Here is a 25,145-nt window from a genome sequence, read left to right as displayed (position 1 = left end):
CTTGAGGCCGGTACGGAGCGCGCGCGTACGCAAGGACATTAAAAACTGTGAGGAGACTTCATGAAACTGCTTGTACGCGGAACGCTGACGCTTGCCGTTGCGGCCATCGCGCCGATGATGGATGCCGGGCTGGCGCTGGCCGCGCCGTTTGCCTACGTGCCGAATGAAAAATCGGGGACGGTGTCGGTGATCGATGCGGCCACCGATACCGTGGTCGGCACCATCAAGACCGGCGGCAAGCCGCGCGGCCTGGCCATCGGCAATGGCGGCAAGGCCTTGTACGTGAGCGATCAGAGCAGCAATTCGCTGATCGTCATCGACCTGGAGAAGCAGGCGGTCGCCGAACGCATCAAGCTGCAGGAATCGCCCGAAGGCGTCGGCATTTCGCCCAAAGGAGACTGGGTGGTCGTCGCAAGCGAGGTCAGCAACAGCGTCAGCTTCGTTTCGCCGCAGACCCGCAAGGCCGTCTTCAGCGTTTCCACCAAGGGCAAGAATCCCGAGCATGCGCATTTCAGCCCCGACGGCAAGTGGCTCTACGTGAGCGCCGAGGATGCCGACATGGTCGATATCGTCGATGTCGACAAGCGCACGCAGGTGAATGCGGTCAAGGTCGGCGACAGGCCGCGCGGCATCGGTTTCCTGCCCGACGGCAGCCGCGCCTATGTGGCGTCCGAGATCGCCAGCACTGTCTACGCGATCGACACCGCCACGCAGAAGGTCGTCGCCAGTATCCCGGCCGGGAACTTCTCCAACGGCGTGACGGTGCATCCCGACGGAAAGACCGTCTATATCTCCAACGGCAAGGACGGCACGGTCAGCGTGATCGACGTGGCCGACAACAAGATCAGTACCACCATCCCGGTCGGCAAGCGCCCATGGAACATGGCCATTACGCCGGATGGGAAGAAACTCTATGTGGCCAACGGCCGCTCGGGTTCGGTCTCGGTGATCGATACCGACAGCCGCCAGGTGACCAGGGAAATCAGCGTGGGAGAACTGCCATGGGGCGTAGTCATACAGTGAACGTGGCGGCTGCGATTGCCGGTGGCGGCCGTGCCGATGCAGCACGAAGCGAGCGCTACAGCCGTCCGGCAGTCATCCTGCACTGGCTGATGGCGGTCCTGCTGATCGGCCAGATCGGCATGGGGCTCTACATGGTGGAACTGCCCAAGCGCACGCCGGAGGTGGCTTACTACTACAACCTGCACAAGTCGCTCGGGCTGGTTGCGCTGATGCTGATTGCGGTACGCCTGGCGTGGCGCTGGAGACGGCCGCCGCCTGCTTCGCCGGAACTGCATCGCTCGGCGCTGCTGGAAAAGCTGGCGCAGGCATCGCACCGGCTGCTGTATGCGTGCATGCTGCTGATCCCGCTGTTCGGTCTTGCGGGGTCGAGCTTCGGCAAGTATCCGGTGAAGTTTTTCGGGTATGCGCTGCCGCAGTTCGGGTGGGAGAGTCCGCTGCTGCAGGGCCTGTTCCGGCAGGTGCATGCGGCGGTGGCATGGCTGCTTTGTGCTCTGATTGTGTTGCATTTGCTGGCGGTGGTGTATCACCTGGTGACTTCGGGTGGGGATGTTCTGCGGCGGATGTCGGTGCGGTGATGAAAGCGGGAACGGTAACAGGAGTTTCACAAACCAGGCGTTCCGCTTGCAGAGTCGGGGCGGCTTGCAAGCAGTGACTGTGCGGGGTAAAGCAATAAAGAACGTTCCTCCCTTTTCAAGGGCGGCCGGCGAGGTGGGAGGCCAGGAGGGGGATGGGTTCAAACGACTTGGCTGAACCCCATCCCCACTCCGACCCTCCCGTTGAAAGGGAGGGAGTACAGCGCCTAAATATTAGAAGTGGTTTGTCGAAACGACACAGATCCCCACACCCTCAACAAATCTTCCGATAGATCGTATTGCGCGAAATCCCCAACGCACGCGCGGCAGCCGACACATTCCCGCCGTGCGCCTGCAGCGCTTTCTGAATGGCGATCAGCTCCACATCCTCCAGCGTCGCATGTCCCGGCGCCGGCCCAGCCGCGGCCCCCGCAGGCTGCACGGTGTTTTCCTTCTTCATGCTCGCCATATCGTCGAGAAAATCGTCGGGCAGGTGCTCCATGCCGATCTCGCCGTCCTCGGCGGCCATGACCATCGCCGTGCGCAGCAGGTTGGTCAGCTGGCGGAAGTTGCCCGGCCAGCTGTGCTGCTTGAACAGATGCATCACGTCCGGTGCGACGCAATAGCGCTGACCGTTGCCCTCGGCCGCAAGCAGCTTGCTGACCACGATCTCGAAGTCGGTGCGCTCGCGCAGCGGCGGCAGCTTAACCACCAGGCCGTTGAGGCGATAGTAAAGGTCTTCGCGGAATTCGCCCCTGACGATCATTTCGCGCAGGTTGCGGTGGGTCGCGCAGATCAGCGACACATTCACCGGGATCGACTTGGCGCTGCCCAGCGGCGTCACCATGCGTTCCTGCAGCACGCGCAAGAGCCTTGCCTGCAGGTTCAGCGGCATGTCGCCGATCTCGTCGAGAAACAGCGTGCCCCCGTTGGCCTGCAGGATGCGGCCGGTGCTTCCCTTCTTGCGCGCGCCGGTGAAGGCGCCGTCTTCGTAGCCGAACAGTTCGGATTCGATCAGCGTCTCGGGAATCGAGGCGCAGTTGACGGCGACGAAGGGCCCATGCGCGCGCGGCGAGTCGTTGTGCACCGCCTGCGCAAGCAATTCCTTGCCGGTGCCGGTTTCGCCGGTGATCAGGATGGGAATGTCGCGGCCGTTCACCTTGTTGAGCTTGGTGATGATGGCGGCCACCTGCGGATCACCCGTGTTGAGGTAGCGCAGGCTGGAAAGCCGGGTTGCGGCGTCGCTGTCGTCGGCACCGGCGTGCTGCCCTGGTTGCCTTGCTTGCGTCGCCGACGGGGGCTGCGAGAGATCGGCTCCGGCGCCGTGGATCGAGCCGTTGCTCAGCCTGACCGACGCGCGAGCAAAGACGCGCACGCCGCTGGGCAGGCACATGTTGAGCAGGCTGGGCGCGGCGGTCCGGTAATGATCGAACAGGGCCGAGACGCCGAGGCCGAACAGGGAATTGAGAGTGTGCACGCTGAGCGCCTGCGGCGTCAGGCCAAGCTGGAACATGGCGCTGCGGTTGGCCGCAATGAAACGTCCGCCCGGCGTGAAGGAAACGATGCCCTCCATCAGCGTGCCGATGAATTCCGGGCGGCTGTGGAAATGCAGCGTGATGCCGTCCTGATAGGCTGCCGCGAACAGCTGGTTCTCGATCATTTGCGCCGACATGCGCACCAGCGCCATCGTATGGCGATGGAAGGACTGGCAGTCGCCGGTGACGTCGAGCACCCCGATGACCGCGCCGCGCGGGTCGAAAATGGGCGCCGCCGAACAGGTGAGAATGTGATTGGCCCGCAGATAGTGTTCGTCGGCATTGACCAGCGTCGGCACGCCCTCGGCGATCGCGGTGCCGATCGCATTGGTGCCGCGGCGCTGTTCGGACCAGGCCACACCCGGCGTCAGCGCCACGCGATTGGCTTTCTCCAGGAAATCGTCGTCCCCCAGCGTGTGCATGATGACGCCCTGGGCGTCGGTCAGGATCACCATGTTGTGCGTGTTGACGATCTGCTCGTACAGCGTTTCCATGACCGGCAGCGCGTAGGTATGCAGCGCCTGGTTCTGTTCGATCACCAGCGAGAGATCGGAGCGCGTCAGTGGATTGAAGTCGGGATTATCGATCGTACTGAGCCCGTACGCAGCGGAACGCTCGTGTGATTTTTCTACCATGATGCCGTGGTCTTCAGCAGGAAGCATGCCAAATCTTGCTGCTGCGGCATGGGTTTGCCGTACCGGCTGCGCGGCCCGCGCAAGGAGTTCGCCGACTGCCATCGGCATTTCCGCTTTTCTGTCGTCCACCGTTGTCTCCTTTGCAGGATTGCCTGCGTTCGGCCTGTTCAACCGGTGTTCCAAATTGTGACGCTGTGTCAATTTGGAGCAGTGTTGCAGCTGCAAAATCGCTGCCGGTTGCAGGCACTTATGTTCGTGCGCGCATGCTTGACGGATCATACACCGCGGATTCCGTTGAAACCTGCAAATTTCCCTTGCAGCAGGCGGTCGCCGGTGTTCCTGCTTGCCGCGGCGTCAATCCTTGCGCGTCACTTGTGTCTTGATGGTGTCTGACGTTGAGCAAAAGCCGTTCCAAATGCCAAACCTTGCGCAATTGAAAACAATTTGGAGAACGGTGAAGAAAATACCGATAGGCATCGCCTCTCGGCCTGATGAAGAAAAGCCATGGAAGAGGAGGGAATTCGAGGAGCCGGACACTGACTAAGTGCAGACTGTGGTCGCGGGCGATGCTTGTGGACAGATGGTAATATAAAAAGCCAATCAGCCAATATAGCTTGCCTATCAGTCTGATTCAGACTATCAATTTCACGCCGCGATTGATTGCGGCTATCATACGACTACTCCAACTTCTTCAACAAAGAGAGAAAAACCATGTCTCTGATCAACACACAAGTTAAACCATTCAACGCGACTGCTTACCACAATGGCAAGTTCGTGCAGGTTTCCGACGCAGATCTGAAGGGCAAATGGTCCGTGGTGGTGTTCTATCCGGCCGACTTCACATTCGTCTGCCCGACCGAACTCGGCGATCTGGCCGACAACTATGACACCTTCAAGTCCCTCGGCGTGGAAGTCTACGGCGTGTCCACCGACACCCACTTCACCCACAAGGCATGGCACGACACATCGGAAACCATCGCCAAGATCCGCTATCCGCTGATCGGCGATCCGACCGGCGCCATCACCCGCAACTTCGACGTCATGATCGAGGAAGAGGGCCTGGCACTGCGCGGCACTTTCGTCATCAATCCGGAAGGCCAGATCAAGCTGTGCGAAATCCATGACAACGGTATCGGCCGCGACGCGAAGGAACTGCTGCGCAAGGTTCAGGCAGCCCAGTACGTTGCATCGCACCCGGGCGAAGTTTGCCCCGCCAAGTGGACACCGGGCGCAGAAACGCTGGCTCCGTCGCTCGACCTCGTCGGCAAGATCTAAATCTTCACCGGCTGCGTCGAACCGGCGCAGCTTCCTCCGGGGCGCAGAGCACCGCGCCCCGCGGCAGTACCACTCCCCGATCAACCTGTTGATCCGGAAAGCCCAGGCTGATCCGGCGGTGGAACTGCACCCGCAAAAATTGTCGTACTCACAAAGTACATACTTAACGTACATACAAAGTACAAACACTCTGAGAGGCCAAGATGCTGGACACCAACTTGAAGAATCAACTGAAGGCATATCTCGAAAAAGTTACGCAGCCGATCGACATCGCGGCATCGCTCGACGACAGCGACAAATCGCGCGAAATGCACGAGCTGCTCAAGGAAATCGCGGAACTGTCCCCGCGCATCACGCTGACCGAGCGCCGCGGCGACGGCGAGCGCGCGCCTTCGTTCTCGCTGAACCGCACCGGCAGCGACATGGGCATCCGTTTCGCCGGCATTCCGATGGGCCATGAATTCACTTCGCTGGTGCTGGCGCTGCTGCAGGTGGGCGGTCATCCGCCCAAGGCCGATGCCGACGTGCTGGAGCAGATCCGCAATCTCGACGGCGAATACCTGTTCGAAACCTACATCTCGCTGTCCTGCCAGAACTGCCCGGAAGTCGTGCAGTCGCTGAACCTGATGGCGGTCATCAACCCGAAGATCCGCCACGTGATGATCGACGGCGCGCTGTTCCAGGATGAAGTCAATGCACGCCAGATCATGGCCGTGCCGACCGTCTTCCTCAACGGCGAAACCTTCGGCCAGGGCCGCATGGGCCTGGAAGAAATCCTCGCCAAGCTCGATACCGGCGCAGCAGCCCGCGAAGCCGCCAAGATCGGCCAGAAGGACGTGTTCGACCTGCTGGTGGTCGGCGGCGGCCCCGCCGGCGCATCGGCGGCGATCTACTCTGCGCGCAAGGGCATCCGTACCGGCGTCGTCGCCGAGCGTTTCGGCGGCCAGGTGCTCGACACCATGGGCATCGAAAACTTCATCTCCGTCAAGGAAACCGAAGGACCGAAGCTGGCGACCGCGCTGGAGCAGCACGTCAAGACCTATGACGTCGACGTGATGAACCTGCAGCGCGCTTCCGCGCTGGTGCCGGGCGATATCATCGAAGTCAAGCTGGCCAGCGGCGCGAGCCTGAAAGCCAAGAGCGTGGTGCTGGCGACCGGCGCACGGTGGCGCGAAATGAACGTGCCGGGCGAGAAGGAATACCGCAACAAGGGCGTGGCCTACTGCCCGCACTGCGACGGCCCGCTGTTCAAGGGCAAGCGCGTCGCGGTCATCGGCGGCGGCAACTCCGGCGTTGAGGCGGCCATCGACCTGGCCGGCATCGTCGCCCATGTGACCTTGCTCGAATTCGACACCAAGCTGCGCGCCGACGCGGTCCTGCAGCGCAAGCTGCACAGCCTGCCGAACGTGAAGGTGATCCTGAATGCGCAGACTACCGAAGTGACCGGCGACGGCGCCAAGGTCAACGGCCTGCGCTACAAGGACCGCAGCAGCGGCGAAGAGCACAAGGTTGAACTCGAGGGCATCTTCGTACAGATCGGCCTGCTGGCGAACACCGACTGGCTCAAGGGCACGGTGGCGCTCAGCAACCGCGGCGAGATCGAGGTGGATGCGCGCGGCCAGACATCGGTGCCCGGCGTGTTCGCGGCCGGCGACGTCACCACGGTGCCGTACAAGCAGATCGTGATCGCGATGGGTGAAGGTTCCAAGGCGGCACTGAGCGCCTTCGATCACCTGATCCGCACCTCCGCGCCGGCTGAAGACAGTGTTGCGGTAGCCGCCTAAGCCAGGGAGCGAGCATGTCAAGACGCCGATCGGCGCGGCGCAGACAACGTGTAAGTAAGTAGCGCAAAGCCGCCCCGGATTCGTCCGGGGCGGCTTTTTATTATGTCGAAACGCGCGGCGACGCGGAAGCTTTCCGGACATGGCGCGTTTATCGGAGCTTGTGCCAGAGTGGAACAACAACGTCACAATCTGCATCACGTGTCGCAAAGCGTAAAGCCGATCACGCTTTAGGCGGCCCCGTCAATTTCCTCTTCGTGCACAGCAGTGTGGCGCGCGGATGCAAGCGCAGTGCATTGACTGCGGCAGTGATGGGTACAGGAATTGCTCATTGGCTATTGCAACAACAATTGCCGATCCTGTCCATTCAAGGAAACAATGAGCAAGCCATTTTCCAGGCCCAACGCGGCGGCCGCCTTGCGCATCGCACCGCACCCGAGCATTCTTCTCAGTGCAATGGCGGCATGCGGGCTTATCGGCCTGCCGCCGCTTGCCTGGTCACAGGACGCAACGCTTCCTGAAGTCATGGTCACCGGCACCCGGCCCTTGCCTGGTTTGGCCGTCCCGCTGAGCGAGGTTCCGGCCCCGGTCCAGACCGCGACGGAGTCCGAACTGCGCGCCAGCGGCGCCCTGCATCTCGGCGATTTCATGAACCGGCGCTTCGGCAGCGTCCATGTCAACGAAAACCAAGGCAATCCCTTCCAGCCCGACGTCAGCTACCGGGGCTATACCGCATCGCCGTTGCTCGGCACGCCGCAGGGACTCTCAGTCTACATGGATGGCGTGCGCATGAATCAGGCATTCGGCGACGTGGTGAGCTGGGACCTGATTCCCAGGAACGCGATCAAGTCCATGACACTGGTTCCCGGCTCGAATCCCCTGTTCGGGCTGAATACACTGGGTGGTGCATTGTCCATCGAGACCAGGAGCGGCTTCGATGCCCCGGGCACCTCCATCATGGGAACCGTCGGCTCGCATGGCAGGCGCTCCATCGAACTGGAGCATGGAGGCAGCAATGCCCATGGCCTGGGATGGTTCGTCAGCGGAAACCTGTACCGTGACGACGGCTGGCGAAATGACTCCGACTCCAGGGTAGGACAGCTCTTCGGCAAACTCGGCTGGCGCGACGCAGGCACCCTGTTGAACCTGAGTCTTGCGCATGCCGACAATACGCTCAAGGGAAACGGGCTGCAGGAGCAGCGCTTCCTGCAAAGGGACTGGCGCAGCGTCTACACCAGGCCCGATATCACCGGCAACCGAGCCACGCTGCTGAACTTCGAAGGAACGCACGAATTGACGAACGGCGTGACCTTGTCAGGGAATGCCTACTACCGGCGCATCGTGACCGGCACCTATAACGGCGACATCAATGAAGATTCGCTGGACCAGGCGGTGTACCAGCCGAGCGCCGCTGAACGCGCAGCGCTCGCAGCCGCAGGCTACAGCGGCTTTCCGGCCAGCGGCGCAAGCGCGGCAACCATGCCGTTTCCATTCTGGCGGTGCATAGGCCAGGCGCTGCTGGCCGACGAGCCTGCGGAAAAATGCAACGGCCTCATCAACCGCACCGCGACCGAACAATCCAATTATGGCGTGAACGGCCAGTTCAGCCTGGAAGGAAAACTCGCCGGAAGGCGCAATCAGTTCACCGGCGGTGCCGCATTCAACGGAAGCCGGGTCAACTTTCGCCAGTCCAGCCAGCTTGGCTATCTCAACCCTGACCGCAGCGTGACCGGCGTCAATGCCTTCGGTGACGGCGCAAGCGGCGGCAATGTCGATGGCGAGCCCTTCGACACACGTGTCGACATCAACGGCCGCCAGCGTATCTGGAGCCTTTACGCGGCCGACACCTTCTCTTTCAATGACAGGCTGCACCTGATTGTGTCCGGGCGTTATAACCATACGGCAGTGAGCACGCGTGACCGCATCACGCCGTCCGGCCCGCAGTCCCTAGGCGCGAACCATCGCTACAGCCGCCTGAATCCGGCCATCGGCCTGACCTTTTCACCGACGAAGGCGGTGAATGTGTATGCCGGCTATAACGAAGGCACGCGCACGCCGAGTTCGATCGAGCTCGGATGCGCAAACCCCGACCAGCCGTGCAAATTGCCCAATGCCATGGCCGGAGATCCGCCGCTGAAGCAGGTGGTCACGCGAACCTGGGAGGCCGGCATCCGCGGGCAGGAACAATCGTTTCACTGGAATGCCGGATTGTTCCGTGCCCGGAATGCCGACGACATACTGTTCGTCGCGGATGACCAGGCGGGCTATGGCTATTTCAGGAACTTCGGAAAGACGCGGCGTCAGGGAATTGAGCTCGGCATGGGCAAGCGCTTTGGCCTGGTCAACGCCAGCGCCAATTACACCTTTCTGGATGCGACCTTCCGCAGCAGGGAAACCGTCAACGGCTCGAGCAACAGCAGCAACGCCGCCGCACGGGAAGGCGTGCCCGGCGTGGACGGAATCATCGGGATCGAACCCGGCAATCGACTGCCTCTGGTGCCGCGCCACATGCTGAAGGTGGCGATCGATTACCAGGCGACGCCGCAGGTCAATGTCGGTGTCGACATGCTCGCCATGTCAGGCGTGATTGCAAGGGGCAACGAGAACGGCCGGCATCGGCCCGACGGGCAGTACTACCTTGGTTCGGGGAAGACCGCCGGCTATGCCATCTTCAATTTCGGCGGCAGTTATCAGGCGACAAGACAGACCGAGTTGCGGCTGCAGATCAACAATCTGTTCGACCGGCGCTATGCGACTTCGGCACAGCTCGGTCCGACGGGCTTCGACAATGCCGGCAACTTCATTGCCCGGCCCTTTCCCGCAGTCGGAGGAGAATTTGGACTCCAACATTCCGCGTTTTATGCGCCGGGCGCGCCGCGCCTGATATGGGCAGGCATGCGCTATCGCTTCGAGTGATGTTGCCCGGGATTATGCGATACCCCAACGAAAGCGAAGTATCAAGCCTTTAACATGGAACAAGTGCTTGTCCCTGCTGCAAACATGCAATGTAAGTTACATGACGTTAACCGAAGCAATATCAAAATAACGCGAAGAATCATCCCTTATGCTTGAAGCAGGAAATTACCTGCTTGTGAACGGCAGGCATCATTAATACGCAGTAACCTGCTGTTTCACCAAGGAGAAGCCGATGAATCGCCTCTGGGACCTCGACATGCTGCGGGGCCTGATGTTGATCCTGATGTTCGTCACGCACTTGCCGACGCGATTCTCCAGCATGCTGAGCCAACCCTTCGGCTTTGTTTCCGCCGCTGAAGGCTTCGTCATGCTGTCGGCTTTCATGGCGGGCATGGTGTATACCGGCAAGGGGTTGCGCGACGGCATTCCTGCCATGCGCAACGCCTTTATCGCCCGTGCGCTCAAGATCTACGCCTGCCATGCAGCGATGCTGCTGTTCCTGTTCAGCGTGATCGCGACAGTCGGCCTGCTGCGCGACCAGCATGCGCTGACCAATCTGCTCGGCTTCTATCTGAGCCAGCCGCTGGCTGGCTTGTGGGGCGGCTTGCTGCTGATCTACAATCCGCCGCTGCTCGATATCCTGCCGCTGTACATCATGTTCATGCTACTCAGTCCGCTGATCCTCGAATACGGCCTGCGGCGCGGCTGGCAGGGCATCTTTGCCCTCAGCATCGCCCTATGGATCATGGCGCAGACCCAGATTTCGGAAACCCTTTATATGGTCTTCGTGATCCTGACCGACTTTCAGGTGCCGTACCGGGAGACAGGGTCCTTCGAAACCTATGCATGGCAGTTTCTCTGGGTGCTCGGATTATGGATGGGCGCAAAGATGGCCAAGGGCGAGTTGAAGAACCGCAAGCCCTTTCCCACGGCACTCATTGCCGTATGCGTCGTGTATGCGGCCGTCATGCTGGTGTGGCGCTACGTTGCCGGGCAGGTGCCCATCCATGGCGACAGCATCATCAATCATCTGTTCGACAAATGGCATCTCGGTCCCTTCCGCCTGATCAACTTCTTTGCGATGGTGATTCTGATCATGCATTTTGGCGACCGCCTGAAGGAACGCATACCGCGCATCGGTGTGCTGGAGACGCTGGGCGCGGCATCCCTGCCGGTGTTCTGCGCCCATCTGGTCGTGGTATTGCTGGCGCTGTCGTTCTATGGCGAAAGTACGCCCGACCGCGGCATCATGGTCGATGTGATGCTGATGGCGGCCGGGCTGGCGATACTCTACGTCACCGCGGTGATCACGCTGATGATCGACAAGGAGAGCAATCCCAAGCACAGGGCCAAGATGCAGGCGGCACCGGCATCGAAGCCCTCTTCGAATTAAGGATTGAAAATCAATTCAGGCTGGCGCTGGTGGCCGTCAGGCGGGCGGGCAGATGAGCGGAAATCACCGAGCGCCAGAGGGCATATCCCTTCGCGTTGAGATGCAGCGCATCCTCGCGGAACAATTCCGCCCGCGGCGTGCCGGCGTTGCTCAGCATCGGCGAGAAGATGTCGATATAGTCTGCATTGTCGGTAGCGCCGACAAAGTCCCTGATCAGCGAATTGGTTTCGCGGATGCTCGGCATCAGAGCAGCACGCGAAGGACTGGGCTTGATGGAAATATAGGCAATCCGGGTATCGGGCAGTTCGGCGCGCACGCCCTTGACGAAGGACTTGAAACTCTCCAATACCTGCTGCGGAGTACGTCCCTCGGCCAGATCGTTATCGCCGGCATACACCAGCACCATGCGCGGCTTGTAAGGCACCACCAGGCGGCTGAGGTAGGCCTTGCAGTCTTCCATGCGCGAACCGCCGAAACCGCGCTTGACCACCAGAGGCAGCGACTCGAACTGCGTTTCCAATCCATCCCACAGCCGGATCGACGAACTGCCGACGAACAGCACTCCGCCAGGCGCCGGGGTTTTCAGCTTGTCCGCTTCGTCAAAGGCAGCAAAGCTTGATGCCCACTTGGGATCGATTGCCGCGAGGGAAGCCGGAACGCTCGACAGGGTCTGGCTGAATACGGGCGCGGCTGCCAAGGAAAACAGACCGGAAAGCAGGAGGGCATGGAGTCTTTTCATTGGATACAAGCTCGGTAATTGCGGTGGCGTCGGGGGTGACGGCACTGCCGGATTGACGAATGGGGATGGGCCTATGATAGGGGCAGACTATGTATAAGAAAAGACCTTGCGGGAAAAACCTGCAAAATAAATACATCGTATCGGCAGCTTTGCCACACCATCGTGCATTAAATTTCCGGCTGTAAAAAAGAAGCTCCCTATTCCTTTTCAAAAGCATAAAACCCGGCATGGTTGCAGTCGGCGTTAACACCTGGTCAGCGCGAAACGATGTCATGTGTTTTAATGCACGCCTGCAATCTTCGCTTAACGATGTTGTCCATCGCCATGCCGTATGTAGAGCGCACAACGGCACTGCACAGGAAAGCCGCACAATGACCCGTCAAATTGCAAGCACCATACCGGTACTGGCATCGCTCGATATCGATGCCTCGATCGCGTTCTATGGCGAGCGCCTCGGCTTCGCCACAGCAGCCCGTTATGACGACTACGCAATCGTGCGGCGTGACGGTTGCGAAATTCATTTCTGGCTGTGCAGCGAGCGGCGCATTGCAGAAAACACCTCCTGCTACGTCAGGGTGGCCGATGCGCAGAAGCTGTATGAAGAGTTTTCGCGCAATGGCCTCCAGATGCAGCCGCCCGTGATCCAGCCATGGGGCATGAAGGAATGCCATGTGATCGATCCGCACGGCAACCTGCTGAAATTCGGCGAAGATCTGCCCGGGCGCAGTTCACCAGCTGCATAGGCAGACAAGTATAAAAAGTAGAAAGAGAACCGCATGCATATCCGCAAAGCCTTCGAGTCCGATTTCACGTCGATGTGGCCCATTTTTCATGCCGTCGTTGCCGAAGGAAGCACCTACGTCTTCGCTGCCGATGCCAGCAGGCAAACCGCATTCGATTACTGGTTCGGCAAGGACATCAAGACCTATGTCGCCGAAGACGATGGCAAGATCGTCGGCATGTACAAGCTGGTGGCCAATCAGCGCGACCGCGGTGCGCATGTGGCCAATGCGTCCTTCATGGTCGATCCCGCATATGCTCGGAAGGGAGCCGGCAGGACGATGGGCGAACATTGCCTGCGCGAGGCGAAGGCTGCGGGATTTCTTGCCATGCAATTCAATTTCGTCGTCAGCACCAACGAGCGTGCGGTGCGTCTGTGGCAAAGTCTCGGCTTCAAGATCGCGGGCACCTTGCCGAAAGCCTTCCAGCATCCCTCGCTCGGCCATGTCGATGCCTATGTGATGCATCGCTTCCTCGACGACGCCGCAAACTGAAGCCAAACCAAAGCGAAACTGAAGCGAAACTGAAGCGAAGCGATGAACGAGCCCGCCGAAGAACTCAGCCTGTTCCTGCAGCGCCATGATCGCCTCCTCGTGCTGACCGGCGCGGGCATGAGCACGGCGTCCGGCATCCCCGGCTATCGCGACAGGGAAGGCGTGCGCAGGGGCCGCGCACCGATCGAAGGGCCGCAGTTCCGCAGTTCGGAAGCCGTGCGCCAGCGCTATTGGGCAAGAAGCATGATCGGCTGGCCGTTGCTGTCGAAGGCACAGCCCAATGCCGGACATCGCAGCGTTGCGCAGCTGGAAGCGTGCGGCCGGCTCGCCGGCCTCGTGACCCAGAATGTCGACGGCCTGCACCAGCGCGCGGGCAGCCGCGATGTGGTGGAACTGCACGGCAGCATTCATCGCGTACGCTGCCTTGCCTGCGGAGCGGGCTTCGAACGCGCCGCCATTCAGGCCATGCTGGAAGCATTGAATCCCTTCATGGCGGAGATCGCTGCAGCGCCTGCGCCGGACGGCGATGCGCACCTGGAACCGGATTTCCTGCACGACTTCCATCTTCCCGCATGCACGCATTGCGGCGGCATGCTGATGCCGGATGTCGTCTTCTTCGGCGACGGCGTACCGCGCGCATGCGCCGAACGGGCCGAGTCGAAACTGCAGGAAGCCGATGGCGTGCTTGTCATCGGCTCGTCGCTGATGGTCCTGTCGAGTTTTCGCTTGTGCAGGATGGCGGCGGAAGCGGGCAAGCCGATCGCGGCGATCAATCTTGGCAAGACGCGCGCCGATCATCTGCTGTCATTCAAGGTGGACGCCGAGGCGGAGCAGATATTGCCGGCACTCGTGGACCGGCTGGGTTGAAAGCGGAAGTCTGGAAGTAAGCCGGATCGTCTTCACAGAAGATACCAGGCGAGCGCTCCAGCCAGCGCCGCGATACCGATGCCTGCCGAACTCCAGACAATTTTCGCCTTGTGCCTGCGGGCATTCTCCTCTTCCACGCGCCGCGCTTCGGCCGCGGTCCGGCGGGCGGCGAGTTCTTCCTGCTTGCGGTCCCAGAGCTTGCGCTTTTGTTCATCGTCGGCCCGTGCCGGTTTGCGGCGAGCCTGAGGATGCTGGGCGGTCTTTTCCCGGGACCGGGAATCATGGATCTTTTCGGATTGTGCCGGGCTTTCGCGCTCGGGCTGCTGGCCTGTTTTTCGGTGAACTTGCGGATTTCCCTGCTGGCGGCGGCTCTTGCCGCCGGATTTCTTCTGTTTTTTCATAAAGCGGTTTCGTGATCGAGCGCCGGCGCTGCCTGCCTGGCTAGACAGAACGGCATGCGCATGGATCTGGATGCAATGTCTTGAAAGAAAGGCTTATGACCGCTGCAGCGGTGAGGCAGTTCCTTCAGGAAAGCTCGAATTTGCAGGTACGGCGGCATACCCACGATGCATGCATTGAACGGGGCACAAACCGCAATCAATTCAGATAGACGTTGTCCTGCCTGGCGCGGGCTTGATGCACGAAAGCCTTGGGCGGCTGTCCGAGCGTCCTGACGAATGCGCGCCGCATTCGTTCTTCATCGCCGAAACCGGTGACGGCGGCAATCTTCGCCACCGAGGAATGTCCGTCTTCGATCATGGCCCTCGCCGCTTCCAGGCGCAGCTTCTCGATCGCCTTGGCCGGCGCCATGCCGGTCTGCGCCTGGAACACGCGGCTGAAATGCCGGGGGCTCCAATGGACATGCTCGGCGAGCTGTTCCACGCTCAGGTCTTCCTGCAGGTGCTCCCGCGCATACCGCAAGGCCTCGCGCACGCGGTCCGAATTCGGTTCCAGTTCCGACAGCGCGGAAAACTGCGACTGTCCGCCGGAGCGCCGATGATAGATCACCAGCTTGCGCGCCACCGCCTTGGCGAGGTCAGACCCCAGGTCCGCCTCCACCAGGGCGACCGCCAGGTCGAGGCAGGCCGTCATGCCGGCGGAAGTCCATACCGGGCCATCCTTGATGTAGATCTTGTCTTCATCGACCTTGATGTTCGGATAGCGCATCTGCAGTTCGCGCGCCAGGGCCCAGTGCGTGGTGGCGCGGCGTTCGTCGAGCAGTCCTGCCTCGGCAAGGATGAAGGCGCCAGTACAGGTAGCGGCGATACGGCGCGTCACGCGCGCCGCTTTCCTGAGCTGGGTGATCAGTGCGGGCTCGGGGTCTTGCAGGATGGTTGCGCCGGCGACGATCAGGGTGTCGCAGCGTCTGCGGCTGATCGCATAAGTTTCCACATCAATGCCGGAGGAGCTCCTTACCGTGCCGCCCGCCTGCGACAGCACGACGACATCATAGGGTGCCGGCTGGTGAATCAGGTTCGCCGCTTCGAATACGGTCAGCGTTGCCAGGTCCAGTGCCTGGAAACCGGGAAAAACCACCAGTCCGATACGTGCGCGCATGATGTCCTGATTCGAGGGTTTCAACCGGGGCACTGTACCACAGGCGATGAAAATCTCTGCGCGACGACAAGAACGCGTTTGTCCGAAAAGGAGGCTTTTATGTCATGTGAGACAACGCCGATCCGGCGCACAATGCTTCTCCATCAACACCGCGCTTCCAGGCTTCAAAGCCTGGGAGGCAAGCCCAACCGATCGTTTCGACAAAGGAGAACATCATGCGCATGACAGGGAACACCATCTTCATCACCGGCGGCACTTCCGGCATCGGCCGCGCACTGGCAGAGGCTTTCCACAAGCTCGGCAATACCGTCATCATCGGCGGCCGGCGCAAGGCGCTGCTGGATGAAGTCGTGGCCGGCAAGCCGGGCATGCATGGCGTGGAACTCGACATCACCGATCCTGCGCATATCGACCGGGCGGCAAGCCGGCTTGTCGAGCAATTCCCGGAACTGAACGTGCTCATCAACAACGCAGGCATCATGCCCTTCGACGATGCCGCGGGCGAGATAAAGGAAGACGTGATGCACGCGACGATCGCCACCAACCTGCTCGGTCCCATCCGCATGACCTCCGCCCTGATCGGCCACCTGAAGTCGCAGCCCAATGCGGTGATCATCAACAACACCTCCGTGCTGGCCTTCGTGCCGCTGGCATCGACCGCGGTCTATTCCGCGACCAAGGCGGCGCTGCATTCCTATTCGCTGTCGCAGCGCTTCATGCTGCGCGAGACGAACGTGCGCGTGCGCGAGATTGCGCCGCCGTGGGTGAATACCGACCTGATCTACAAGAGCGGCGATCCGCGCGCCATGCCGCTGGATGCCTTCATCGCCGAAACCATGGCCGGCCTGGCGACCGATGCGGATGAAGTCATCGTCGAGAGCGTCAAGCCCATGCGCGACAATCCGGGCGCGCAGGAACATGCGCTGGTCCATGGCTTCAACCAGGCGCTGGTGGACGATCCCATTCCGGTAGCCTGATCTTTGGTACATGAGCAAGGGCGAAGCGCGGCAGGCACGTTTTGCCTTTGCTCATGCTTCCGCCGCCATCGCATGGCATCAGCGCGGGTTCAGCCACCCGCTTCCCAGCCGCAGCGCGATGCCGATCAATTCCTCGATAGGCGGGGCGTAGCCCTGCTGTATCCACTGCAATGCAATCTGGCTGATGCCGCCCACCACGCCCAGCGCGAACAGTTCATGCACCTTTTCTCCGTCGGCGGCGAAGATGTCTCCCACCATCCGTGCAACGCCGCGCAGCGTCTCGGTGTAGGCATCGGCTGCCACCTGGCTGACACCCCGAATTTCCACGAGAATCAACCGCGCCGCGGGCGGCTTGCGCTGGAGTGCGGTGAAGTAGGCATGCAGCATGGCATGCGCACGCCTAGGACGGTCTTCGCCTGCCGTCCTGGCCGCCTGCGTCATGTCCGATACCAGTTCCTCGATGGCCGCACCGTAGGCCGCCAGCAGCAATTCCTCGCTGTTGCCGAAGGATTCATAGAAATAGCGCTCGGTCAGGCCGGCTGCCGCGCACACGGCCTTCACCGGCGACTGCCGGTAGCCTTGTCCGCCGTAAACCTCGATCGCGGCCGCGATGAGGCGCCGGCGCCGCTCGGCGCGGCGCTCTTCCTGGGACACGCCGCGATAGGCGCGGGGCGGGCGCGATGGACAGGCGGGAGGTAATGAATCGGCTTTCGGAGTCATGCCGACATTTTGGCACGGCGATTGTCAAATCAAAACTGACAATGTAGAGTGTCAGAAATAAACCGGAGACTCGCAGCATGCCGCACATCCCATCCACATCCGATGACGACGCTGTCCTTGATGTCCTGATCATCGGCGCGGGCCTGTCCGGCATCGGCGCCGCCTGCCAGCTGCGCAGGCAGTGTCCCGACAAGCGCTTTGCCATCCTGGAAGCGCGCGATGCGATCGGCGGCACATGGGATCTGTTCCGCTATCCAGGCATCCGCTCCGATTCGGACATGCACACCCTCGGCTACCGCTTCAAGCCATGGATGAATCCCAAGGCGATCGCGGACGGTCCGTCGATCCGTGCCTACATCCGTGAAACGGCGGAGGAGGGCGGCATTACCGCACACATACGCTTCGGGCAGAAAGTGATCAGCGCGGCATGGTCGAGCAGCGACGCCTGCTGGACCGTTACCGCCGAAGATGTTCGCTCGGGAGAGCGCAGCCTCTTTCGCACACGCTTCCTTTACAGCTGCAGCGGCTATTACAGCTACGAGGAGGCTTACCGGCCGGCATTCGCAGGCGAATCCGATTTTCAAGGAACGGTCGTCTTGCCGCAGTTCTGGCCGGAGGGGCTTGACTACGCCGGCAAGCGGGTCGTGGTCATCGGCAGCGGCGCCACCGCCGTCACCATCGTGCCTTCGATGGCGCAGACGGCGGCGCACGTGACGATGCTGCAGCGGTCCCCAACCTATATCGTCACCCGTCCCGCCGAGGACAGGATCGCGCATGGCCTGAGGCGCATCCTCCCGGAGCAGGCCGCCTACGCCGCGACGCGCTGGAAGAATGTGCTCGTCGGCATGTTCTTCTACAGGCTGGCGCGCCGCCGCCCGGAACCTGTCAAGCGTCATCTCGTGAAGATGGCGGCAAGGCAGCTTGCTCCCGGCTATGACATCGCGAATTTCACCCCGAACTACAAGCCTTGGGACCAGCGCATCTGCGCGGTGCCGGACGGCGACCTGTTCCGCGCCATCCGCAAGGGCCGCGCGGCGGTCGTGACCGACACCATCGACCGCTTCACCGCGGACGGCATCCGTCTCTCTTCAGGCCGGGAACTGCCTGCCGACATCGTGGTGATCGCAACCGGATTGAAGCTCAATGCGATGGGCGGCATGACGCTCACCGTCGACGGCAAGCCGGTTCATTCCCATGCATCCATGGCCTACAAGGGCATGATGCTGAGCGATGTTCCGAATTTCGCGATGGCCTTCGGCTACACCAATGCCTCCTGGACCCTGAAGGCTGACCTGACCGCCGAGTACGTGTGCCGCCTGCTGCGCTACATGGATCGCCATCGCCATGCCATTGCCGTGCCCAGGCGCGAGCCGGGTGTCGAGCCCGTGCCCTTCCTGAATTTCACGTCCGGCTATGTGCAGCGCGCGCAGCACCTGCTGCCGCAGCAGGGCTCGCGCGCACCGTGGCAGGTCTATCAAAACTATCTGCAGGACCTGCTCACCATCCGCTTCGGACGGATAGCCGACGGCGTCCTGCGCTTCGGCGCGCCAGGGGTGCTGCCATGACCGCACGGCCTCGCCTCTTCCGACTATTCAGCCCAACGTTCAAAAGGAGACATCAACCATGACGGCAGTCCAGATCGCTGCGACGGCAGTTTTCATTCTCGTTGCGTTCGGCGCCGCGCTCGCCCTGTTTGCCTGGTGGACTTCGGGACGCATCAAGGCAGCGCTGCCGCCGCAGGGCCGGCTCATCGATGCCGGCGGAGTCAGATTCCATGTGCACGAGGAAGGCGAAGGGCCGACGCTGCTGCTGATTCACGGCCTGGCAGGGCAGATGCGGCATTACACCTACGGCGTGAGCAAGCGCCTTGCGAGCGAATTTCGCGTGGTGAGCATCGACCGTCCCGGCTCCGGCTATTCGGTGCGCCCGGCCTCCATGTCCGCCGATCTGTCGGCGCAGGCGGCAGCGGTGGCCAGCCTGATCGAGACCATGAAGCTCGGACCGGTTTTCGTGGCAGGCCATTCGCTGGGCGGCGCGCTGGCATTGACCCTGGCGGTGGAGCACCGGCGCCACGTTTCCGGCCTGGCGCTGATCGCCCCGCTGACGCACCTGCCCGACGGCGGCCATGTGCCCTCGGCATTCCGCGCGCTGACGATATCGTCTTCCTGGCTGCGCACGCTGTTCGCCTGGACCGTGGCCATTCCCGGATCGATTGCGGGCAGCCGCACCGTGCTCGAACAGGTCTTCGGTCCGGAGAGCGTCCCGCACGACTTCGGAACGCGCGGCGGCGGGCTCATGTCCCTGCTGCCTCATCATTTCATTGCCGCCTCGCGCGACCTGCAGGCGGTGCCCGAGCGGCTTCCCGCGATCGTCGCGCGCTACGGCGAACTGCGCGTGCCGGTGCGCATCCTGTTCGGCCGCGGGGACCGGCTCCTCGACTGGAAAATCAATGGCCAGGCGCTGGCCGATAAAGTGGCGGATGCCGAGCTTGAACTGGTGGAGGGCGGGCATATGCTGCCGGTGACCAGGCCGGAACTGACAGCCGCATTTATCCGGGAAAGCGCGCTGCAGGCGCGCGCGCGCCAGGCGGCCTGATATTCACCGTCAGGCTAGCCGCTTCACGCAGATCAAACCGCGTCAAATGGCGATGCTGCCCAGATGAAAAGAAAGGCAGATGTCTTCGAATGTCTCGGGCGGCACCGGCTTCGAGATCAGGTATCCCTGCACCTCGCTGCAGCCCGTCGCCATCAGCCAGCGCAGCTGGTCAATCGTCTCCACGCCTTCGGCAATCACATCCATCCCCAGGCTTTGCGCCAGCGCCATGGTTGCCATGGCAATCGCTTCGCTCTTCTTGTCGAAGGTGACGCTGCGCACGAAGCTCTGATCGATCTTGATCTTGTCGAATGCAAACTTGCTCAGGTAGCTGAGCGAGGAATATCCGGTTCCGAAATCATCGAGGGAGACGCGGACGCCGAGTCGCCTCAGAGCCGAGACCTGCTGGTAGACGACATCGCTTTCCTTCATCAATGCGGTCTCGGTCATTTCCATTTCCAGCAGGCGGGGTTCCACCTCATTGCTGGTCAAGGCCTGCTTTACGATATCGAGCAAACGGCCGCTGCTGAACTGGTGGCTTGATACATTGACCGCGATCGTCTGGAGACGTATCCCTTTGTCCTGCCATGCTCGCGCTTGCCTGCATGCTTCATGTATCGCCCATTCGCCGAGCATGTCGATAAGTCCCGCGTCTTCCGCTACAGGAATGAATTCGGCGGGAGACACGCTTCCCAGCTCCCGGCTGTTCCACCGCATCAGCGCTTCCGCGCCGCAGACCCTGCCTTCGGCAAGACACACTTGCGGCTGATAATGCAGCGTGATGTCCTCGCCCAGCCGCGCGCGCCGCAGTTCCTGCTCGATGCCTGTCCAGCGCACTGCCTGCACATTCATTTCGCCGGTAAAGAAGCGCATCGCGTTCGGGCCGCGCTGCTTCGCATGGGACAGCGCTGTCGCTCCGTTCTTGAGGAGTTCTTCCGCGGTGGCGCCGTCGGTCGGAAACACCGCGATGCCCATGCTTGCCGTAATGGACAACGAACTTCCATTCACGTCGATCGGCTTTGCAATCAATTCCAGGAGCCGGTGCGCGAAGGTAATGATTTCTCCCGCGTCGCGCACCTGTGCAAGCACGACAATGAATTCATCGCCGATCGCACGGCCGACCGAGTCCTTTTGCGACAGCGCGCCGGGCAGCCGCCGCGATATCTCTGCAAGCACCGCATTGCCCGTATCATGGCCGAAGGTGTCATTGACGCGCTGCAGCCTGTCCAGGTTAAGAATCAAGGCGGCAGTGACGCTGCCATCCGGACGGGCATGGTCGATCTCCTTCTGCAATCGATCCAGTATCAGACGCCGGTTGGGCAGGTGGGTTAAAGGATCGTGGAAGGACAGGAACCTGAGCTGATCATTGGCTTGCTTGATGTCGCTCAGGTCGGTGAACACGCCGACATAGCCGGTCTGCCTTCGCTGATTGTCATGGATGGCGCTGACGGTGAGCCAAAGCGGATACGATGCGCCGCTCCTGGTTCTTCCCCAGATCTCGCCGCGCCATTCCCCATGGGCCTGTATCGATCCGAGAATCTCGGCCGCTGGAATCTTTTGTTCCGAAAGAAGGATGTCCGCACGGCTGCCGACGACATCCGCCTCGCGATATTCCGTAATCTGCTCGCAGGCCCGGTTGATGGTAATGATTCGTCCCTGAAGGTCGGTCACCACGATGCCATCCTGCATGCGGTCGAACACGCATGCCGCCAGCCTGAGTTTTTCATCCTTCACATAACGCTCGGTAATGTCCTGCAGCGTTCCCGTTTTGCCGATGACCTTGTCGGCCGCGTCCACGACAGCCTCGCCTTGCGAGAGAAGATAGCGAATGGACCCCTGTTCCGGATTGGTGCGAAGCTCCATGGACCATGAGGCCTGATGAAACAAAGTCTGTTCGAGGCGCTTGCGGTCTTCAGGATGGATCCGCAAAAGAAATTCTGACAAAGGCGGCACCGTGCCTGCCTTTTCCAATTTTTCCAGGCCAAGAATGGAATACATCTCGGACGACCATTTCCCGATATTTCTGGAAAATTCGAAAGTCCAGCTGCCGGTCTTCGACAGGCGCTGTGCCGCGGCCAGCTCGGATTCGCTTTGGACGAGGATGTCGTGGAGACTGCTTCTTCTGCGAAGCTCGCGCAGCGCGACATAGCCGAGACATCCCAATGCCAGCAGGAAAATTGCGGAAACGGCGGTGTACCCGCTCACCATGCGCCGCCACGGAGCAAGCACTTCCTGTTCACCAATACCGACGAGAACCGCAAGCGGACGGCCGGGAATACGGCGATAAGAATAAATCCGTTCTATTCCGTCAATATCACTCCGGGTTTTATAAGTCCCGTCCACCATGTTGACAGTCGCAGGCGTTTCCGTCCGTGCCTGTTCGAACTGCTCGCCTGACACAGCCGACCGGCCTGGCACGCGCAATACGATGGCGCCGTTTCTTCGCAGGAGTGCGACGACACCGGTTTCGCCGGGCTTGATCGAGTTGTAATACTGCTCGAAGTGTTTGGGATCGAAGGCCGCTGCCACCACGCCGCCGAAACGTCCATCGGCTCCCTTGATGCCGACGCTCGCTGCGATGAACCATACGCCATGCTTGCTCTTGAGCGGCCCCTCGATGTACAGGCCGGCTTGGGGAGCGGCCTTCTGCACCTGAAAATATTCCCTGTCCGACAGGTTGTATTTTCCCGGAAGCCGTTCGCTGTCATGGATCATGTTGCCTTCCGGGTCCAGAATCCAGATCGCTCTCACAAACGGCAGGTTGCGAATACTTGCGGTCAGCATGCGATGCACTGCGGCGTCACGCTCGGTCTCTCCCGGGGGCATTGACTGAAAGCCGGCGGCAGCCGATTGCAATGCGAGCTCCAGGGCATTCACGCTGTCGACCGTCTGCTGCTCGAGGACGCGCACCAGCTTTTCCGATGTCGTGAACTGCGCCTGCAGGATCGTCTCGCGCGCCTGGGTCAGCGTAAAAACAAGATTGCTGCCGAGGGCAATGATCAGCATCACGATCAGCGTGACGATGAGGAGACGCAGTCTTTTATCCGTACTTGTACCGTGCTCGTTCTGTTTTGATCGAGTTTGACCGCGCTTCGCCGCGAATGTGATGCTCATATGAAAGTCCGGGCCTGATTTGTGTGTGGCACAAATGGCATTTTAGTCGCATGGTGAACATCCCAGACCCTATTGGATCAATGCCCGGCGGTAATCGGCGCGAGAGTGCGCCATCTTGCGGTCAAGCTTCTCTGCAATCGGGCAAGAGGAGAGGCGCCGGAAAAGACTAGAGCGCTTTCGGTTTGACTTGACTGACGATTCCGGCTGCTTTGCCCGCAGCACTGCGTTGTGTCTCCTTGCCATGGCCCCGCCATGTCGCGTCGCCACGCCTTGTTCTGCAGGCAAATCACCTCGGCCTCGCCGAGCCCAGTCAAGCCGAAAGCGCTCTAGCGAGAACCGGTGCGGTTTCTATTGCGTGCAAGTTCCCGATCGAGTGCATTGGCGAAGTTCTGCCGGTCGGCGTGGCTGAATGCAGACGGACCGCCGGTGTCGACGCCGCTCGCGCGCAGCTCTTCCATGAAAGAGCGCATCGTCAGCTGCTGCGCAATGGTGTCCTTGGTGTACCACTCGCCGCGCGGGTTGAGCGGCAAGCCTCCCTTCTCCAGCACCAGGGAAGCCAGGGGAATGTTGCCGGTCACGACGATGTCGCCCGGGCTGACGCGCTCGACGATTTCGGCATCGGCCGCGTCCGCGCCGGCCGGGACCTGGAGTGCGCGGATGAAACGCGAGCCGGGGACGCGGATCAAACGATTGGCCACCAGCGTCAGGTTGATCTGCAGCCGTTCGGCCACCCGAAACAGGATGTCCTTGATGACGGCAGGGCAGGCGTCGGCGTCGACCCAGATATGCATGGCGATGGGATGAAATGAGCGGAATGACGCATTGTAGCCGCAAGCTGCGTATGGAGCGGATGGAAACCACGCCGTCTGATGCTGCGGTCGACTCGCAGGGAAACAATGCGGTTCGAATGACACTTGCATCCCGCAACGTGCGCTATGTGTCCCTTGGCAGCGGCAAGCCTTGCGTCTTCAGGAAGGTCAGCTTGTCCCAGTACCCGCGCTGGAAGATGATCTTTCCGTCCCTGACATGGAAGAATCCGCATCCTCTCAACCCCAATGGGTCTCGCCATTCAAGGATTGCCCATTCGCCATCCTCGAACAGGTTCTCCATCAGGCAAACCATGTTGGCCGAGGCGAAGCCGTCTGCGAACATGCCGCGTATGGCTTCTTTGCCTCCAACAGGCGACTCCGCGACCTGGTGATTGATTGCATCTTCCGCATAGAACGATGCCAAGGCATCGACATCGGCACGGTTGAATGCTTCCACCCATGCTGCTACAAGATTTTTAGGCGTCATGAAATTCAAGGTTCCGGTTGAGCGTAACGAATTGCCAGCATCCGATTGCATGCGATGACGAATGGAACCATGCCTTCCCGCCCGGCTCCTCGCGCATGCGAGCTAAGTCAGCGGCGCCGGAACCGTGCGCATGTTGTCGGGCACTTCGCCGCACCACACGCCCAGCGCGGTGTAGTTGTCCGACCCGCGCTGCACGCGCGGCGCGATCAGCTCTTCCAGGTAGACCAGCCATTCTTCCGATGAAGCGGCACGGCCCAGGCTTTGCTCGAAGGCGATGTCCTCGAGCATGCCCCATACGCCGTCGCTGCACAGCAGGAAGGCATCGCCGTCGTTGAGCTTGCACGGGGTGCCGAGCACGCTCGGCTGGAAAGCTTCGACCGAGCCTATCGATGCCACCAGCACATTGCGCTCGGCATGGGTTTGCGCCTCCTCTTCGGTCAGCAGGCCGCCGTCGATCATGGTCTGCACCAGGCTATGGTCGCGCGTGCGCGCGGCCAGCGCGCCGTTGCGGAAGTAGTAGAGCCGGCTGTCGCCGACATGTCCCCATACCGCTGCCTGTTTCAGCGGATCGAACACCAGCACTACCAGCGTCGAGCGCATGTCGCCCACGGCGGCGTCTCTTTGCTGTTCGCGCAGGACCGCTGCGTTGGCCTGGTGCAGCAGGGTGCCGAGGGCAATGGAAGACACCTCCGGCGCTCGTTCGAATTCCTCCAGAACGGTCTGTATGCAGATGCGCGAAGCCACATCGCCGCCGCGGTGGCCGCCGGCACCGTCGGCCAGCGCGCAGCAGATGAGGCCGTCCTTTTCGATGTAGGCGCAGGCGTCCTCGTTGCGTTCGCGTCCGCCGACGCGCGAGAATGCGGAGACTCGACATTCCAT

21 protein-coding genes are annotated in these 25,145 nt (G+C 61.2%); 12 read left to right on the top strand and 9 right to left on the bottom strand.

Annotated features, from left to right (window positions below; all coding sequences use genetic code 11):
• Nucleotides 1–60: 60 nt before the first annotated feature.
• Together IGW03_RS06690 and IGW03_RS06685 are read left to right on the top strand one after the other, a co-directional pair.
• Nucleotides 61–1,023, top strand: a complete 963-nt coding sequence (locus tag IGW03_RS06690) for a beta-propeller fold lactonase family protein (protein ID WP_228535149.1) — start codon at nucleotides 61–63, stop codon at nucleotides 1,021–1,023.
• On the top strand, nucleotides 1,002–1,598 hold the full coding sequence (locus IGW03_RS06685) for a cytochrome b (protein WP_194721762.1): 597 nt from the start codon (nucleotides 1,002–1,004) through the stop codon (nucleotides 1,596–1,598). Before IGW03_RS06690 ends, IGW03_RS06685 begins: the two co-directional genes overlap by 22 nt.
• A gap of 271 nt (nucleotides 1,599–1,869) precedes the next feature.
• Here the strand turns inward: IGW03_RS06685 and IGW03_RS06680 are convergent, their stop codons facing one another.
• Nucleotides 1,870–3,792 carry a sigma-54-dependent Fis family transcriptional regulator gene (locus IGW03_RS06680; RefSeq protein WP_438943626.1) on the bottom strand — a complete coding sequence of 641 codons (1,923 nt, stop codon included), beginning with the start codon at nucleotides 3,790–3,792 and terminating at the stop codon, nucleotides 1,870–1,872.
• A 684-nt stretch (nucleotides 3,793–4,476) separates the two neighbouring features.
• Here IGW03_RS06680 and ahpC point away from each other — a divergent pair.
• The 4 genes from ahpC (at nucleotide 4,477) to opgC (ending at nucleotide 11,130) form a co-directional block, all read left to right on the top strand.
• Entirely contained in the window at nucleotides 4,477–5,040 is a 564-nt protein-coding gene (ahpC, locus tag IGW03_RS06675; protein WP_194721761.1) for an alkyl hydroperoxide reductase subunit C, read from the top strand.
• A gap of 203 nt (nucleotides 5,041–5,243) precedes the next feature.
• Nucleotides 5,244–6,824, top strand: a complete 1,581-nt coding sequence (ahpF, locus tag IGW03_RS06670) for an alkyl hydroperoxide reductase subunit F (protein WP_194721760.1) — start codon at nucleotides 5,244–5,246, stop codon at nucleotides 6,822–6,824.
• A 375-nt stretch (nucleotides 6,825–7,199) separates the two neighbouring features.
• On the top strand, nucleotides 7,200–9,737 hold the full coding sequence (locus tag IGW03_RS06665) for a TonB-dependent receptor (RefSeq protein ID WP_228535147.1): 2,538 nt from the start codon (nucleotides 7,200–7,202) through the stop codon (nucleotides 9,735–9,737).
• Between the two features lie 232 nt (nucleotides 9,738–9,969).
• Nucleotides 9,970–11,130 carry an OpgC domain-containing protein gene (gene opgC / locus IGW03_RS06660; protein ID WP_194721759.1) on the top strand — a complete coding sequence of 387 codons (1,161 nt, stop codon included), beginning with the start codon at nucleotides 9,970–9,972 and terminating at the stop codon, nucleotides 11,128–11,130.
• A gap of 10 nt (nucleotides 11,131–11,140) precedes the next feature.
• On the opposite strand, the gene IGW03_RS06655 is transcribed toward opgC, so the two are convergent.
• Nucleotides 11,141–11,869 (bottom strand): SGNH/GDSL hydrolase family protein, encoded by a 729-nt coding sequence (locus IGW03_RS06655; RefSeq protein ID WP_194721758.1) that lies wholly within the window; start codon nucleotides 11,867–11,869, stop codon nucleotides 11,141–11,143.
• A 371-nt stretch (nucleotides 11,870–12,240) separates the two neighbouring features.
• Between IGW03_RS06655 and IGW03_RS06650 the strand changes: the two genes are divergently transcribed.
• From IGW03_RS06650 to IGW03_RS06640, 3 genes are read left to right on the top strand one after another with little or no spacing between them, the layout of a single operon-like run.
• On the top strand, nucleotides 12,241–12,612 hold the full coding sequence (locus IGW03_RS06650) for a bleomycin resistance protein (RefSeq protein WP_194721757.1): 372 nt from the start codon (nucleotides 12,241–12,243) through the stop codon (nucleotides 12,610–12,612).
• Between the two features lie 33 nt (nucleotides 12,613–12,645).
• A complete protein-coding gene (locus IGW03_RS06645; protein ID WP_194721756.1) occupies nucleotides 12,646–13,143 on the top strand; it encodes a GNAT family N-acetyltransferase in 498 nt (165 codons plus the stop codon).
• Between the two features lie 42 nt (nucleotides 13,144–13,185).
• Nucleotides 13,186–14,010: an NAD-dependent protein deacetylase gene (locus tag IGW03_RS06640; protein WP_194721755.1), complete on the top strand. Its 825-nt coding sequence runs from the start codon at nucleotides 13,186–13,188 to the stop codon at nucleotides 14,008–14,010.
• Nucleotides 14,011–14,042: 32 nt separating this feature from the next.
• Here the strand turns inward: IGW03_RS06640 and IGW03_RS06635 are convergent, their stop codons facing one another.
• Together IGW03_RS06635 and IGW03_RS06630 are read right to left on the bottom strand one after the other, a co-directional pair.
• Complete coding sequence (locus tag IGW03_RS06635) at nucleotides 14,043–14,411, bottom strand: hypothetical protein (protein ID WP_194721754.1); 369 nt, start codon at nucleotides 14,409–14,411, stop codon at nucleotides 14,043–14,045.
• A gap of 196 nt (nucleotides 14,412–14,607) precedes the next feature.
• The gene (locus IGW03_RS06630) at nucleotides 14,608–15,567 is read right to left on the bottom strand and encodes a GlxA family transcriptional regulator (protein WP_194721753.1); all 960 of its coding nucleotides are present in this window, start codon (nucleotides 15,565–15,567) and stop codon (nucleotides 14,608–14,610) included.
• 215 nt (nucleotides 15,568–15,782) lie between these two features.
• Between IGW03_RS06630 and IGW03_RS06625 the strand changes: the two genes are divergently transcribed.
• Entirely contained in the window at nucleotides 15,783–16,544 is a 762-nt protein-coding gene (locus IGW03_RS06625; RefSeq protein ID WP_194721752.1) for an SDR family oxidoreductase, read from the top strand.
• Nucleotides 16,545–16,622: 78 nt separating this feature from the next.
• On the opposite strand, the gene IGW03_RS06620 is transcribed toward IGW03_RS06625, so the two are convergent.
• Complete coding sequence (locus IGW03_RS06620; protein WP_194721751.1) at nucleotides 16,623–17,264, bottom strand: TetR/AcrR family transcriptional regulator; 642 nt, start codon at nucleotides 17,262–17,264, stop codon at nucleotides 16,623–16,625.
• Nucleotides 17,265–17,341: 77 nt separating this feature from the next.
• On the opposite strand from IGW03_RS06620, the gene IGW03_RS06615 reads away from it, so the two are divergent.
• Nucleotides 17,342–18,829, top strand: coding sequence for a flavin-containing monooxygenase (locus tag IGW03_RS06615; protein ID WP_194721750.1), 1,488 nt, complete (start codon nucleotides 17,342–17,344; stop codon nucleotides 18,827–18,829).
• Between the two features lie 58 nt (nucleotides 18,830–18,887).
• Nucleotides 18,888–19,859 carry an alpha/beta fold hydrolase gene (locus IGW03_RS06610; protein ID WP_194721749.1) on the top strand — a complete coding sequence of 324 codons (972 nt, stop codon included), beginning with the start codon at nucleotides 18,888–18,890 and terminating at the stop codon, nucleotides 19,857–19,859.
• A gap of 42 nt (nucleotides 19,860–19,901) precedes the next feature.
• On the opposite strand, the gene IGW03_RS06605 is transcribed toward IGW03_RS06610, so the two are convergent.
• The 4 genes from IGW03_RS06605 to IGW03_RS06590 form a co-directional block, all read right to left on the bottom strand.
• A complete protein-coding gene (locus tag IGW03_RS06605) occupies nucleotides 19,902–22,970 on the bottom strand; it encodes a bifunctional diguanylate cyclase/phosphodiesterase (RefSeq protein WP_194721748.1) in 3,069 nt (1,022 codons plus the stop codon).
• Between the two features lie 326 nt (nucleotides 22,971–23,296).
• Entirely contained in the window at nucleotides 23,297–23,761 is a 465-nt protein-coding gene (locus tag IGW03_RS06600; RefSeq protein WP_194721747.1) for a YaiI/YqxD family protein, read from the bottom strand.
• Between the two features lie 142 nt (nucleotides 23,762–23,903).
• The gene (locus IGW03_RS06595) at nucleotides 23,904–24,266 is read right to left on the bottom strand and encodes a nuclear transport factor 2 family protein (RefSeq protein WP_194721746.1); all 363 of its coding nucleotides are present in this window, start codon (nucleotides 24,264–24,266) and stop codon (nucleotides 23,904–23,906) included.
• Nucleotides 24,267–24,368: 102 nt separating this feature from the next.
• The gene (locus IGW03_RS06590; RefSeq protein WP_194721745.1) at nucleotides 24,369–25,145 is read right to left on the bottom strand and encodes a PP2C family protein-serine/threonine phosphatase; all 777 of its coding nucleotides are present in this window, start codon (nucleotides 25,143–25,145) and stop codon (nucleotides 24,369–24,371) included.

This window comes from Noviherbaspirillum malthae (assembly GCF_015352985.1).
GTDB lineage: Bacteria > Pseudomonadota > Gammaproteobacteria > Burkholderiales > Burkholderiaceae_D > Noviherbaspirillum > Noviherbaspirillum malthae.
Note: the sequence above shows the minus strand (reverse complement) of the source record. Positions and strands in the feature narration are given on the sequence as shown.